The sequence below is a fragment of the Parafrankia sp. EAN1pec genome (assembly GCF_000018005.1).
Taxonomy (GTDB): Bacteria; Actinomycetota; Actinomycetes; order Frankiales; family Frankiaceae; genus Parafrankia; species Parafrankia soli.
The window spans coordinates 3,027,668-3,042,196 of sequence record NC_009921.1 but is presented as its reverse complement, the minus strand read 5'-3'; the positions used below and the strand labels follow the sequence as shown (position 1 = coordinate 3,042,196).

9 protein-coding genes and 1 pseudogene are annotated in these 14,529 nt (G+C 70.1%); 1 reads left to right on the top strand and 9 read right to left on the bottom strand.

The annotated features are described in order from the left end of the window. Positions 1-313: 313 nt before the first annotated feature. Entirely contained in the window at positions 314-616 is a 303-nt protein-coding gene (locus FRANEAN1_RS40900; protein ID WP_157472588.1) for a hypothetical protein, read from the top strand. 400 nt (positions 617-1,016) lie between these two features. Here FRANEAN1_RS40900 and FRANEAN1_RS38565 read toward each other — a convergent pair. The 9 genes and pseudogenes from FRANEAN1_RS38565 to FRANEAN1_RS12495 form a co-directional block, all read right to left on the bottom strand. Then, positions 1,017-1,421, bottom strand: a pseudogene (locus tag FRANEAN1_RS38565) (C40 family peptidase); the annotation flags it as partial. Positions 1,422-1,656: 235 nt separating this feature from the next. Further along, a complete protein-coding gene (locus FRANEAN1_RS12530) occupies positions 1,657-2,586 on the bottom strand; it encodes a hypothetical protein (protein ID WP_020460146.1) in 930 nt (309 codons plus the stop codon). Positions 2,587-2,593: 7 nt separating this feature from the next. Next, positions 2,594-3,013: a hypothetical protein gene (locus FRANEAN1_RS12525; RefSeq protein ID WP_020460145.1), complete on the bottom strand. Its 420-nt coding sequence runs from the start codon at positions 3,011-3,013 to the stop codon at positions 2,594-2,596. Between the two features lie 54 nt (positions 3,014-3,067). Next, the gene (locus tag FRANEAN1_RS12520) at positions 3,068-6,295 is read right to left on the bottom strand and encodes a CHAT domain-containing protein (RefSeq protein WP_347177105.1); all 3,228 of its coding nucleotides are present in this window, start codon (positions 6,293-6,295) and stop codon (positions 3,068-3,070) included. A 440-nt stretch (positions 6,296-6,735) separates the two neighbouring features. Next, the gene (locus FRANEAN1_RS12515) at positions 6,736-7,731 is read right to left on the bottom strand and encodes a bifunctional lytic transglycosylase/C40 family peptidase (protein WP_020460143.1); all 996 of its coding nucleotides are present in this window, start codon (positions 7,729-7,731) and stop codon (positions 6,736-6,738) included. 39 nt (positions 7,732-7,770) lie between these two features. Next, positions 7,771-8,784, bottom strand: coding sequence for a replication-relaxation family protein (locus FRANEAN1_RS12510; RefSeq protein WP_020460142.1), 1,014 nt, complete (start codon positions 8,782-8,784; stop codon positions 7,771-7,773). 35 nt (positions 8,785-8,819) lie between these two features. Further along, positions 8,820-11,318, bottom strand: a complete 2,499-nt coding sequence (locus tag FRANEAN1_RS12505) for a type IV secretory system conjugative DNA transfer family protein (protein WP_020460141.1) — start codon at positions 11,316-11,318, stop codon at positions 8,820-8,822. 33 nt (positions 11,319-11,351) lie between these two features. Next, complete coding sequence (locus FRANEAN1_RS12500; RefSeq protein ID WP_020460140.1) at positions 11,352-13,241, bottom strand: DUF87 domain-containing protein; 1,890 nt, start codon at positions 13,239-13,241, stop codon at positions 11,352-11,354. Next, positions 13,238-14,524: a PrgI family protein gene (locus tag FRANEAN1_RS12495; protein ID WP_020460139.1), complete on the bottom strand. Its 1,287-nt coding sequence runs from the start codon at positions 14,522-14,524 to the stop codon at positions 13,238-13,240. Before FRANEAN1_RS12495 ends, FRANEAN1_RS12500 begins: the two co-directional genes overlap by 4 nt. Positions 14,525-14,529: the final 5 nt, after the last annotated feature.

Below are 14,529 nucleotides of genomic sequence, written 5' to 3'. Positions count from 1 at the left end.
GCCGAGTACCCGTGACCTGGCCAGGAAGATTGGGCCCGGAATGATCAGCCATACGACGGTGCACTCGGCTCTTCGTGGACCACGCGTTCCTCGCTGGCCCGTCCTGGAACTTCTCGTTGAACCGCTCGGGGGCGACTGTAAGAGGATTAAGGAACTGTGGCTAGCAGCGCGCGATATCGAGGATGCCCAAGATGGGACTGGGATGATCGCTACCACGACCACGAGTTCCATCCCACCGAGAGTGATTACCCTCGGGGATGGTTCGACTCGCATAGTAAGCGTGCGCGAGGACGATCCACCCGAAGAGGTTGTGGTGAGCGACGCCGACCGGCTCGCTATGGCCGCGATGTTCCGGGGGTACTTTCTTCCGCTACCGCACTATGATCCTTTTCCCTCAAGCTACGTGGCAGCCGCAAAAACCCTCGACTGGCCTAGAACGGCGCTGGTAAAAAGAATCGAGTATTTGCGCGCCAGGCTCACCAAGGCGGGTGTACCAAACCTAGAAGGGTGGAATGCTCTTCACCGCCTCGCCGAGTACGCCATCGCCTGCCGCCTGCTGACTCAAGACGATATCGATTCGTTCGTTGATCCTGAGACGCTACGGCAGCACTCGTGAACCCGAGGCAATCTCCCGCTAAGCATTGGCGCTGTCCCAGGCCCTGGCGCATCCGATTCCCCGCACCTGACCATCGTGTTCGCCTACGGGTCATCATCCGCGCCGACCAGCTGGAATCGCTACGCGGCGATGCCAGCTACAGCCGCGTCGAAGTCCGCCAGCATGATCCGGGCCAGCTCAAGAAGACTCTCGTAGATCACCAGGCGGTTTACGACCGGTACCGCACCCGGACACGTCACCCAGACCACAACGAACCATCAACCGCCCGATCATGGTTACACCACGCACGCCGAACCCGATGGCGCCACGCCGAGCCACTTCTCACCGATCTGTCGGTCGGTGACGGATCAGCGACATCCAATTTGAGAAACTGACATTTCCTTTGAGAACCTACAGCGCCCTACGTGACCGGCCTGGTCGCCCCGAAATAGTCATCCCCATTCCACCTATATGGCGCGATTTGCACCACTTTCTTACGACCTGGAGCTGTGATCATCTGCCCGTTTCCGATGTAGATCGCGACATGGTGGATGTTGGTGGCGGTGCCGTAGTAGACGAGGTCGCCGATCTGGAGTGGTTCCCCGGGCGGGACCACGGGCCCGGCTTCGTACTGGGTCTGTGCGGTACGGGGCAGGTCGATGCCGGCGGCCAGGTAGGCGGCCCGGGTGAGGCCAGAACAGTCAAAACCGCCTTCGGCCGGGCCGTCGCCACCCCATAGGTAGGGGATGCCGATCTGGCCCTGGGCGTAGAGGACGGCGGCGTAGCCGGCGTCGGAGGGGGCGGTGTCGGCCCCGAAACCGCCAGTCGAGCCGTACTTGTCAACCGCACCCGAAGACTTCAGTCGGTCGGCGCCGTGAGCTGGACACTGAAATCTTGGAGTGCGTCTAGTTGTGTGTCGATCGTCCGGTTGATCTTTCAGTCGGAGGTCCGGCCGGCGCTCGCCCGCGGATTCAGCGCGATGTAGCTGTAGCCGGTCCCCGATTCGGTGTGGGGTTTTCACTCGTCGCGCGGGGCTCCGATCAGGCGATGACGCCAGTTGTCTATGTGGGTGAAGTGAAGGTGGGAGTCGTGTCGTCGGAGCCCCGCCACAGGTAGGCGGTCAGCCGTTGCCCGCATGCGCGTTCCTCGTGCGGGTTGGTGGGTGGGGGCCAGCGAAGCTGTTGGTAGAGGGCGGTGCGGTGCAGGTCGTAGGCGGTCTCGATCAGGTCACCGAAGAGCTGCGCCCGGGTCGGGACGGTAACGACAATCGTCAGCGCGGCGACGCCGAGGCCGATCGGGACGGCCAGGTAGGTGAAGGGAGCGAACGCGCAGAACAGCAGGCCCCACATGGCGGTGGTGACGGCGGTGTCGAGGCTGGCACGGACGGTGAGAATCTCCTCGCGGATAGCGTCGGGGAGCAGTGTCCAGATCCGGGGCCACAGCGCGACGGTGTCCAGGCCGTACTTGTCTATGGGGCGGCGTTCGGCGGCGCGCAAGATGTTTCCGATCGGTGTGGGCATGAAGTAAGCGGGCGCGGCGGGCCGACGACGACGGCGACGTTCCAGCCGGGTATAGGCGGCGAGGTCCTCGGCGGTGGGGGTGGTTGACTCGTGGGCTCGGTTGTAGGCCTGCTGCCAGGCCGAGGCCTCGGCGGCGGCGCGGCGCGCGAGCCTGTCGGTGAGCCGGTGATGTAGCGGTCCGGCCCATGCCGGCCAGTAGCCCTCCAGTAGCCGCAGAGCGGGAGTGGCGAGTCGGTTCATGACGATCCCGGATGCGGCGACGGCGAGCAGGATTGTCAGGATGACCGCGACTTGGGTCGCCGGGGTCTGCCGGTCTAGCCAGCCGGTCTGGGTGGACAGGGTGTGCACGCCGCCTCGATGGCGGGCGAAGGCAGCCAGCCCAGCTAGCCAGAAGACGAGCGCGGGGACGGAGGCGGTAGCCCATCGGTCGGCGAGTTTGTTCCCGGTGGCCTCCCAGAATGCGGTGAGCACGGGGCCGTCAGCTCCGGGCCAGTGGGACCTGGTGGGTCGGGCAGTCCGGAACCGGGGTGCCGATTTCTGGCCGGTACCAGATGTAGTCGCCGCGCGGGCAGGTGTAGCGGTTCGCGCCGATCAGTCCGGCGTCACCGGCTGGAGAGGCCATGCCGCCGGCGCCACGCGGCACGTAGGGCGGCTGAAGGTAGGGCGGCCTGTAGTGGGGTGCGTCGGCCAGCGTCTCGGCGAGGAACCAGCGGGTGTCCTCATGTTCGTCAAGCACCATCTGAAGCTGGCTGCTGGTCTGCACCCGGCCGGCGGAGCTGTTGAGGTGGTCGGCGATCTGCAGGTCCAGAGGTCCGGCGGCATCCGGTCCGACCAGGTCTGTCAGGTAGGGCCGGATCGTTCGCGCGGCTTCCAGCACCCCGTCGTCATAGGTTCTCATCAGTCCCCCTGTGCACGTCGTACTGATCTCACGACCGAGCTTTCCGGGTTCACGTCAGGCGCCGCTGTGGATGTGCGACGCCCACACCGACGGCATGTGTGCCCATCGGTTGCGCAGCCGGCGGGTCGCGGCATGCAGCGCGGCGGCTGCGTCGATGACGCCGTCGGCGTCATCGAGGGCGGTGTAGATATCGCGGGCGAGGGTCGCGGCGTGCCGATCATTGATCGGCGACAGGGTGCCGATCACGTGTCGGTAGCCGGCTAGCTGGAACGCCGAGGCGAGGTGGATCGCTTCGTCGGCCAGCCGGTTACCTGGGCGGGCTGTCGAGCAGGCCGACAGGAACGCCAGCTGAGCATCGTCCAGACGCAGCCGGGCCACGTCGACCACGGTCAACGGCTGCTGCCGGTGGTCTTGGAGGAGCAGCCGACTGGCAGAAGGGTGACTGGGGTCGCTCGACCCGTGGCAGGCGAGATGCGCCCACCCCGCCGTGGGCAGCGCGGCAAGCACCGCCTCGCGGGTGGCCTGAGGTCCGACAAGCGTGCTGGTCCGGTCCGGGAAACGCTGCTGGAGCATGGCGACCTCCGCATCCGCACCGGGAAGATCAGCGGCCTCAGGGGTGTGCGGCATCGCCACCACCAGCCGGCTGTCCGAACCGAGCCGTCCTCGGTCGACGTCCCTGTCGCCTGAGTGGGTCCGGCGGGCGTAGATCAGCGCCCGGATGGTCGGGGTGTAGGACGACACCACTCGGTCAACCACCGTTTTCGGGGCGGGATCGAAGCGGGTGGCGTGGTGGCCGGCCGCGTGCAATGGCAGGAACGACAGCAGTCCGGACACACACCACCACAGCCGCGGCCACTCCTCGTCCTTCTGGGGCGGTCCGGTGATGCCTAACCGGTCCAGGACCGGGCCGGTGGCGGCGTCCCACAGCCAGCCGAGCGTGTCCGTCAGCCGCCGTTGCGCGGCACCCCAACCTCCGGCGCCTCCGTCCGGCGAGGACACCTCGTCGAGGGCTGCGAGGAATCCGTCCGCCTGGTCGTAAACGGCCTCGGTAGTTAGAGCCACCAGCGGCACCGGCTCCAGGACACCTCCGGTGGTCAGGATCAGCGCGTGCGAGCCGAACCGGGAGACGTTGACGACGACGACCGGACCGCTCGCCGCAGCCGCCGTCAGGTCCTGCACCGGTGGTGGACGCAGGAAACGCGCGAAGGCCGGCAGGTCCCGGATCTCGCCGATCGTCTGGTCGAATGCGTCGGCTAGCTGCCGGCGTCGCTCCACGTCGCCGTGTGTTATGTCGACGCTATGGTCCCAACCGGGAGGTATCGTCACCGGTCGAGTGCCCGAGCCATCGACCCTGTCGAGGTCGTCACGCAGAGCGATGAACCGTCTGGCTAGGTCCGGAAACTGCTCAGCGAGCGCGGTCAGGTCGGTGCGGGTGTCCAATGCCTGACCCAGCAGGACCCCACGGCCCTGCTCGAAGAGTTCGATCGCGCGTTCCGGGAGGCCGGCGTGCACGCAGCATGCCGCCGCTTGCGATCCCAGGCCGCCTAGCTCGGCGAGTAGATGTTCCTGGTCGCCGCGGGCGAGGCTACGCGGTGCCACCCGTCCCAGGAGGTCAACGGCTGCCGCGAAACCCGCGACGGCCTCGTCCCACCGCATCCCGTCGGCAGCGGTGTGTCCCCAACCGCGTGCGGCCCGCGCGCGAAGCCGAGGTGACGCCACCTCGACGGCCACGGCGGCCCGACTCGCGGCAATCGCCTCGTCCAGATCCGCCTGATCGCCATACTGCTCGAACCGGAGGCTTAGGGCGGTGCCTAGGTTAGAAAGCCATGCGGCGCGGTAGGGATGATCGGGCGGGCTGGCGTCCAGCGCCCCGCGGCACGCCATGACCGCCTCGTCTAGATCGGCCTGGCTGGGTGATCGTTCGAACCGGGTCAGCAGGGCGATGCCCAGATTGGAAAGCCACGCGGCGCGGTAGGGATGAGTGGGTGGGCTGGTGGCCACCGCGTCGCGGCCGGCGGTGACCGCCTCGTCCAGATCCGCCTGGCTGTCCAACAGTTCGAACCGGGTCAGCAGGGCGCGGCTGAGGTTGGACAGGTAGCTGGCCATGCCCGGGTGGTCGGGTGGGCTGCTGGCCACTGCGTCGCGGCCGGCGGTGACCGCCTCGTCCAGATCCGCCTGGCTGTCCAACAGTTCGAACCGGGTCAGCAGGGCGCGGCTGAGGTTCGCCAGCCGGGTGCCTCTGTCCGGGTGGTCGGGTGGGCTGCTGGCCACTGCGTCGCGGCCGGCGCTGACGGCGTCGTCCAGATCCGCCTGGCTTCCCGTCCACTCGGACCGGATAAGCAGCGCGGCGGCGAGGTTGGACAGCCATCCGGCCCGGTGGGGATGGTCAGGTGGGCTGGCTGCCAGCGCCGCCCGGCCGGTGCTCACGGCCTCATCCAGATCTGCCTCGCTGCCCGTCCGCTGCGATCGGATACGGAGTGCAAGACCAAGATTCGCCACCGCCGTGGCACGGTCCAGATGGTCGGGTGGACTCGCCGTCACCGCGTCGCGGGCGGCGCCGATGGCCTCGTCCAGATCCGCCCGGTTGCCCAACAGTTCGAACCGAGCCTGTAGCGCCGTGCCCAGGTTCGTTACCAGAGCGACCTTCGCAGGGTCGCCAGATGCCCAGGCGGCCAGCGCCGCCCGGCCGGCTCTGATGGCCTCATCCAGGTCCGCTTGGCTGCCCGTCCGCTCGGACCGGAGACGTAGCGCGGCCACATGGTTAGCCAGCATCGTGGTTCTTTCCGGGTGGTGTGAGCTGACGGCCAGCGCTTCGCGGCCTGCGCTCACGGCCTCGTCCAGATCCGCCTCGCTGCCCGTCCACTCGGACCGGATACGCAGCGCGGCGGCCAGGTTGCCCAGTCGTTTGATCGTTTCCGGATGGTCGGGTGGGCTGGCAGCCACCGCGTGGCGGCCCACGCTGATGGCCTCGTTCAGATCCGCCCTGCTGCCCCACCGCTCGGACCGGGTACGCAACGCCGCGCTGAGGTTGGACAGCCATCCGGCCAGGTTGGGATCGCCGGGTCGATGGGCGGCCAGCGCCGCGCGGCCTGCGACGACGGCCTCATCCAGATCTGCCCTGCTGCCTGACCAGTCGAACCGGACATACAGTGCGGCGGCCAGATTGGCCAGTATCGCGGCCTGCGCCGGATGGTCGGAAGGACAGATGTCCAGCGCCTGCCGATGCAGGTCGATCGCCGCGGTCAGCCCGGCACGGTCACCGGTACGCACCGTGTTCCGCATAAGTTCTTCAGCGCGCATCGCCGTGATCTGCAGACGGGCGGTTAAGACGGGGCTACGTCTGTCGAGTCGCGCTCGGAACTGTTCCAACCGTGCCCACACCCCTGCTACCGCCTTCATCGCGACGTTGCTACACGCCCCTGCTCACCAAGTTAAGAGATCATATTGGCATCAAGGGTCGAGTTGGGTCCTGCCTACCGATCGGTCGGCTCCACTTAACGATCTAACCAGCACGATGATGGTGTCCGCCGCCCGAAGCCGGACATGGAGGACGTCGTAGGGGCCGAGGTCACCGCCGATCAGCGGACGACGCCCGACGCGTCCTCGCGCGCCACCTCGACCACCGACTCGGCCCACATCGCTGAACGGCGTGCACGGAGCGCGAGCGGCCGAGGCCGGCAAACGGCGCTCCAGGCTCCCGTCGTCCGCCGTCTGCGCCCGTGTCAGCCAGCGGCTGGCGTACTCGCTCCGAGGTAGAGCTCTGATCCCCATCGGGCACCCACCGTCGCGGGAAACGGTTCGACGCGGACGTAAGCCCCCTCGTGAGGGGCGTCCACCATCATCGCCTGGCCATTCTGGATACCAAGGAAGATGCCGACATGGGTGACCTTGGCTGGTCCGCCACCGAAGAACACCAGGTCCCCCGGCAGCAGGGGCCTATCAGCTGAAACAAGCGGGCCGGCGTTGTACTGGCCCTGGGCCGTACGAGGGATCTGGGCACCCGCGACGGCATAGGCGGCAGCCGTCAGACCACTGCAGTCGAACCCGGGCTCGCCATTACCACCCCAGACGTAGGGCTTACCGATCTGCCCGCAAGCGAACTGAACGGCAGTCAGCGCGACGCTACTGAAATGATCGATCCCGGACTGAAACGATGACTGAAATGTAGCGCACGCTACTGAAGCGTTCGGGTTCGGTTCAGAGTACTGGGTGGCCTGGGTGACGACCTGGGCGATGTAGGCATCCGAGTGGTTGTAGGCCCACAGGGCGCCGGTCAGGTCGGTGACGACGTGGTTGTCGCACAGGTAGAACGCAGCGGCGTACACAGCGTCCTGGGGGTTGTAGAGCGACGGCGGGCTCGCGCCACCCGCCGGGAGCTGGTGGTGAGCAACGACGTCGGCGAACGTTCCGGCGAGGAACTGCATGGGACCTGCGGCCCCGGCGCTGTTGGTGCCGCTGATCACACCCGGCAGCCGGCTACGACCGTGATCGGACTCGATTTTGCCGATGGCCGCGAGCGTCGTCCAGGACAGGCCGGGGCATGTCGCGGCGGCCCGCATGTAGAGGTTCAGGTAGTCGGCGGGAACGTCATCGAGGGCGGTCTGGCTGGGGCTGCCGCCGCTGTCGCAGCCGAGGAACCAGCCGACGACCGGCAGGCACAGGACCCGCTCGGCCACCCCCGCGGCGGCGGCACCCATCATCACGATGAGCAGAACCACCGCGGCGACCGCGGCAGCGAGGTACTTGGTCGTGGCCGCTCACCCCCAATACCGCTCGGGCGGCATCGGCGCGGGCGGACGCAGGCCCGACCCGGTCGGGATGGCATCGGGCCGGTCGGACACCGGCGCGGGTGCGGACAGCCGGGGCCAGGCCCGGTGCAGCTGGTCGAGGGGGAGCCGGCCGGCGCGGCTGGAGGCGAGGGGCAGCCAGCGGGCGGGGGCCGGGTCGAGCTGGTCGTCGGGCGGGGCGAGGGTGGCGGCGGTGGTCGCGACCGGGACGGTGTTCGGCTGGTCGAGCCCGGCGACGGCGTCGGCCAACGCGCGGCGGGCGCGGCTCTCCCGGTTGGTGGTGGGGAACCAGAACAGGACCGGCGTGGTGATGCCGGTCGCGGTCGCGAGCCGCCCATACTTGTCGATCTTCGCGGCGAGGCGTGCGTAGGGCTCGGTGGCCCAGTCGAGTTCGAGGAACCATTCAAGGTCACCGCCGCGACTGGTCCAGCGGCCGTAGGCGTCGGGGCGGACGATGTCGCCGAACGCGCGGCGGGTCCGGGCCTCGGACCACCAGGCGGTGAGCGTGCCGGGCGGGTTGGGCTTGCGGGCGTGGGCGATGAGGTGGGTGAAGAAGCCGTTGACGGCGACGCGGTGGGCGAGCTGGGGCCAGTAGGCGACGCCGAGCGCGCGGTCGTGCCGGTAGCCGGTCGCGGCCAAGTCGATGCCGTCTTCGGCGGCGAGGATCGCGGCGCCGGCGACGTCACACACGTAGTGCGCGGGCGGCATGCCCTCCCCGAGAGGGCTGAGGGGCTGGAAACGGTCGACGACGCGCCAGCGGTAGAGCTGGAGGAGCCGTTCGTTGGCGGTGCGCCGGGTGGGCCAGCCGACCTGGACGAGCTGGTGGGTGGTCAGGACCCGGTGCTCGTAGAGGAGCCGGGCGATCCAGCGGTCGCGCGGGCTGAGGTGGGGGGTGAGGTTCGCCAGGTGTTCGGCGTCGGCGACGACGCGGGCGGCGGGACGCAACGGGACGCGCAGGGCGCGCTGCGGCAGCGGTTTGGCCATCGGGAAGTCCTTCGAGGTGGCAGCGAAGCGCACGGTCAGGCGACGCGACGCGGGTCGGAGGTGGGCCGCGGACCCGGACCGGTGGGAGCCGGCGCGGCGGGGGTGGCGGCGCGGCGGCGCAAGGCCCGGCGGATCTGGACGGCGCGGCCGGGTACTGGCGGGGGCAGTTTCTCCGTGACGAGGGTGAAGGCGGGGGCTTCTTCTCCGCCGACGACGAGGCGGGCGGCGGCGTGGAACACGCCGAGGTTGGCCAGGTCGTGCTCGGCGAGCCGGGGCTCGGTGTGCCGGGCGAGGCGCTTGGCGTCCGCCGGGCTCACCGTGAAATAGATCTTCGAGCGGGCGTTGGCGCCGATGCTTTCTTCCAGATGCCGAGGCAGCTGGACAAGGTTCTGGTGCGCCAGGGTGATCCCGAGCCGGTAGCCACGGGCGGCGGCGAGCATGTCTTCCAACGCGTACGGAAGCGTGAGGAAATGGTGTGCCTCGTCCAAGTACAGGCTGGCGTCGGGCCTTTTCCCCTGGGGTAGGCGGGCGCGGCGGGTGGTGGACTGCCAGACGGCGGAGACGACGATGGAGCCCATCAGTGCCGCGGTCTCGACACCGAGGGCGTCCTGGGCGATGCGGACCAGGCACACCCCGCCGTCGTTCAACACGTTGTCCATGTCGACGGTGGAGGGGCCGGCGGCGATCGCGGCCCGCACGAACGGCCGCAGCAGAAAGCCCCGGAGTTTGTTCATGAGCGGGGCGACGACGTGACCGCGGGCGGCGTCGGAGAGAGCTTCGTACCAGGTCCAGAAGCCGGCCAGGATGTCGTCGTCGATCTCACCGAGCGCCCGGTGCCTATAGGCGGTGTCGGTGAGCAGTTTCGGTAGGTCAGTCAGGACGGGGACACCGGGTTGGGCGGCGAGGGTGAGCAGGCCGGCGCGGAAGATGTCCTCGGTGCGCGGCCCCCACGAGTCGGCATACACCCGACTGAAGATCGAGACGAGGTTGTCGACAGCCCGTCCCCGGTCGGGCTGATCCAGCGGGTTCAGGCACGGCGGCCGGCTGGACGACTCAGCGTCGAACAGGACGAGGCGGTCGAGGGCGTCGAGGGGGTAGCGGGCGAGAATGTCGATGATCTGGTCGCCCTTCGGGTCGACATTGACCACGCCTCGGTGCGCGGCGACGTCGTCGAGGGTCATGCGGGCGAGCAGTTCGGACTTGCCGGCGCCGGTCGCGCCGAGGACGTGCAGGTGATGACGGGCGTCCGGGACCCGCAGACCAACCGGACGCGCGTGACCGGCGTCGGTGCGCCCAATCGGGCGGACGTTCGGACCGTGGCCGGCGACGCCGGGCGGCGGGGCGACCGCCTTCGCACCGGCGCGTTGCAGGCCAGGGGTCGCCTCGTCGACCGGCAGGTGGGCCAGCGCGCCGAGTTCGGCGACCGAGAGCAGGTCGCCACGGCCGAACTGCCGGGTGGCGAGGACGGGCAGCGGGCGGCGGAGCCGGACGCGGCGGTAGTAGTTGTGCTCGCCGTAGGCGGAGAACGCCGACGCGATGGCGTGCGCCCGGCCGCGTAGCTGGCTCGCCACCTGGGCGGCGGTGGTGTCGTCGGTGTGCTCGTCGAGGATCGCGGCGATGGCGTAGCGGACGCGGACCTCGTACTGGGCCCCTCGCTGCTTGGTGACGATGGCGCGGTCTTCCGCGGACAGGGCCAGCGACGTCTGCGGGTCGACCTTCACCGTGGTGGTCGCCGTCCGGTGGCGCCGCCGGGTGCGGCCGGTGTGGGGAGTGAGTAGGTCCAGCAGCCCGCCGATCAGGTGCGCGGAGCCGCCGGAGCGCAGCCGGCGGGCGGCCCGGCGGGATTTCGCGACGCGGCGGCCGGTGACCGGCCGGGCCAGGATCTGCACGGCCGCCCGTTGGTTGCGGGCGAGGCTGCCGGGCGCGCCGAGCAGGGCGCGGATCGGGTCGGCGTCGTGGTCGATCCGGATCGGGAGTGCTTCGGGGCGGGCCAGGCGCAGTTCGCCGCCGGCAGCGAGCAGCCGCCGACCCGGCCGGGCGACGACGGGCAGCGGCGCGCGGGCGGGCGTGGTGCGGGTGTGAGCGCCAGGCCAGGCCGCCTCGATGGCGCGTTCAACGAACCCATCGGGGACGACGCCGGGCACCCAGATCTGGATACGGACCCCGTCGGCGGTGAACTGGTACTCCCACAGCAGGTGCGGCTGGCCGAACAGGCGCCGCCAGCCGGGGCGGAGCAGGCCGAGCAGGTTCGACCACAGCGCGGTCGCGCCCGCCGGGTCGACGGTGGGCGGGGCCAACACGGTCACGAGGCGGGCGCCGGCGGTCAGCCGCTGCTGGTAGCGGCGGCGCATCCGCCGGCGCAGAGTGAGCAGCCCGGCGGCGGTAAGGGTGAGCAGCGGGCCCGCGACGGGTCCCCAGACCGTTGCCCACCCCTGGAGCTGGCCGAGGATCTGGTGGAGAAAGCCGGCGGGGTCGGTCAGGTAGGTGGTGCGCGGCGACGACGGCGTGGCGGTCGCCGCGACGAGCAGGTCCATGGTTACGATCTCCCTTCGGGTGCGGCGTGCTGGTCAGGCGGCGTCGAGGTAGATCTGGCCGTCGTCATCGGCCGGGCCAGCGGGCGCGGCGAGGTCGAAGAAGCCGTCGTCGCCGGCCTCGTCGGGGTCGGCGGCGAGTTCGGCGGGGTTGGTCGTGACCAGGCGGTGCTCGCTGGGCGAGGCCAGGGCCTGGAAGGCGACCCGCTGTGCCCCCGCCGCGAGGAGTCCCTGTCCGCGGTCGGCGGAGAGCAGGAACTGCCGTTCGCCCTGGGACAGGTCGAACACGGCGGTGATCTCGTCGATCGCCTGCGGTGCCTGGCGCAGCAGGATCTGGGTGGCGGCGTTCGTGACGATCGCCTTGCCCAGGTCGGTGGCGAGCACGTCGGCGGTGTCCTGGGTCGCGACGGTCAGCCCGGCCCAATACTTCCGCGCGCTCTTGGCCATCCGGAACAGGAAGTCCGCACCGGCCGGTTGGCGCATCAGCAGCCACGCCTCGTCGACCACGACCATGCGGGGTCGGCGGTCGGCGGGGTTGGACACCCGCCGCCACACGGCGTCGAGGACGAGCAGCGTGCCGATGGCTTTGAGTTCGTCGGGCAGATCGCGCAGGGAGTAGACGACGAGGTGGCCGTCGCCAGGCGCACTGGTAGGGCCGTCGAACAGGCCGGAGAACGCCCCTGCCGTGTACGGGTGCAGCCGGGCACCGAGGGTCACTGCCGCCGGGTCGTCGGAGGCGGCCAGGGTCGTGGCGAGGTCGGCCAGCAGCGGTGCCGGTCGGCTCCAGGTGCGTGGGTCGGAGCTGATCCCCGCCGTCTGGTAGGTGGCGGTGATCGCGACGTCGAGGACTGCCCGTTCAGCCGCGGACAGCTGACCGACGAGCACCGCGACGACGGTGTGCAGGAACAGGCTGCGGCGCACCAGGGCGTCACGGGGTGCTGTCCGCCGCCCGTCGGGGGTGGTCTGGATCGGCAGGTCGAACGGGTTGACCCGCACGTTGTCGGCGCCAAGGTGCAGATAGGTCGCGCCGACCGCGGTGGCGAGTCGGGCGTATTCGTCTTCGGGATCGACGACGTGGACCTCGATGCCCCGGTACAGCGAGCGCAACAGTTCGAGCTTGGCCAGATAGCTCTTCCCCGCGCCGCTACGACCGAAGAGCACGGCGTTGTGGTTGTCGACGTCGCCGAAGCGGTCGAAGTGCACCAGCCCGTTGCTGGCGACGTTGAGCCCGTAGAGCACCCCGGTCGCCGCCAACGACGTGGGGTCGGCGGGCGGCAGGTCCGGACTGGTGAACGGGAACGCAGCACTCAACGCTGCGGTGTCGAAGGTGCGGCGCATCCGTACCTGGTCTAGGCCCAAGGGCAGGGTGCTGACCCAGCCTTGCAGGGACCGGTAGCTGGTCGGTTTGGCGTCCAACAACAGGCTGGCGGCCAGCGCACGGACAGCGGCGACCTCGTCGGCGAGCTCGGTTTCGCTGCCCGCGTGGACGGTGAGGTACAGACCAAGCCTGAAGAGCTTGCCTTCGCCGCGGGCGACGCGGGCGGACAGGTCGTAGGCGTCCTCGGTTGCCGCCTCCACCTGCGGGTCGATCAGCCGGCCTTTCTCGTCGCCGAGCTGGCGGCCGGACTCCAGCTTCGACAGCTGCCGGCGGAGCCGGTTCGCGGCGGTGACCGGGTCGATCGGCTCGACGTGCACGGCGACGTCGACCCGGCCAGGGTAGGTCAGCAGCGGGGCGAGCCAGCCGGCGTGGACTTCGCGGGGATAGCCGGTGATGGCCATGGTGGCGAGGAAGTCCCCACCGACGTCGAGATGGCGGGGGGCGATCGAGAGTGCGTCCGGGACGAACGCCGCCGCGGCGGCGTTCACCGGCTGTGTCGACGGGCTGTGGGCCTGCATGGAGGCGCGGCGTCGGGTTCGTCGGCTCATCGGGCGTGTCCCTTCCGGGCTGTGTGTCGTGCTGGCCGTCGGGAGCCGTCGTCGGAGCGCCCCGCAGGCGGACGCAGGGCGGGCGGGTCCCAGAAGTCGGGGTCGTCGGCGTCGTCGAACCGGTCGTCGTAGCCGGGGCCGGCCGCCGCGTCCGGGTGGTCGAACCCGTCGTCGTCCAGGTAGCCGCCGTCGTCGGTGCCGGGCTGGTAGGCCGGGTAGCCCTCGGGGAGGTCGGCGGTGATGACCTCGTCGGGGGCGGCGAGCACGGACGGGGGGACCAGCCCGGCGGGGTTGCAGGCGGCGGCCAGCACGCTGGTCGCCGTGCCGGCGTCCAGCGGCGTGACCACGATCCCGGCGGGAGCTAGCAGGTCGGTCGCTTCGGCGAGGCGGCGGGCGAGCCGGGTGTGCGCGGCCCGTCGGATGGCCTGTCCGGCGCGGCGGGCGTCGCGGGCTGCCGCTCGCCGGCCAGACAGGGCGGCCAGGAGGGAGGCGCCGCCGAGCCCATCGACCGGGCCGGCGGTGACGAGTGGTTCGCGTAGGACCAGCAGCACCTGGCGGGTCAGTAGCTGCATCTCGTCGGCGAGTTGGGCCAGGTAGGTGGCGTGCTCGCGGGCGGCGTGGGCCAGCGCGGGGTGAGGCAGCTGGTCGGCGGCGTCGTCGAGCTGCTGGATCTGGGCGGCCAGGTCGGCGGGCATCGCCCGCACCAGGATCTGCACCGGCGCGGTCAACGAATGCAGGTAGCGGGCAAACACGGCTACCAGCCCGTCCTGCTCGCCCGGTGTGCGCAGGGCGAAGTTCACGGTGGAGACGACCGCGACCACGGCCAGCCCGTCCGACCCAAGGTCGATCACGCCGACCCCGGCGTTGGAGGTGACGGTGCGGGCCGGCAACCGCAGCGGCGCCGCGCTCTGTGCGTTCGCGTCCGACCGTCGGCCACCGGAGCCGCTGGTGGCGCGGGCAGCCAGCCAGGACGGCGGTGGAATCACGCCTTCAGGGGCGTTGATCCGGTGCCGTGGGCTGGTGCGCTGGCGGATCGCGGCGACGAGCAGCCGGTCCAGAGAGAGCCCGTCACGCTGGCCGAGGACGAGAATGGCGGCGACAGCCGCGACCGGCGCGGTAAGCAGTGCGAACACCGGCAGCGGGACCAGGCTGCGGGTCGCGGCCCAGGCGAGGTAGAACGCGATGCCGGTCAGGGCGAGGATCAGCACCTGCCGGGCGGTCAGGTTCGCCACGATGCGGTCCTCGCGGTCGACGTCGGCAGGAATCCGTACGGGATGCGTCATCGCAG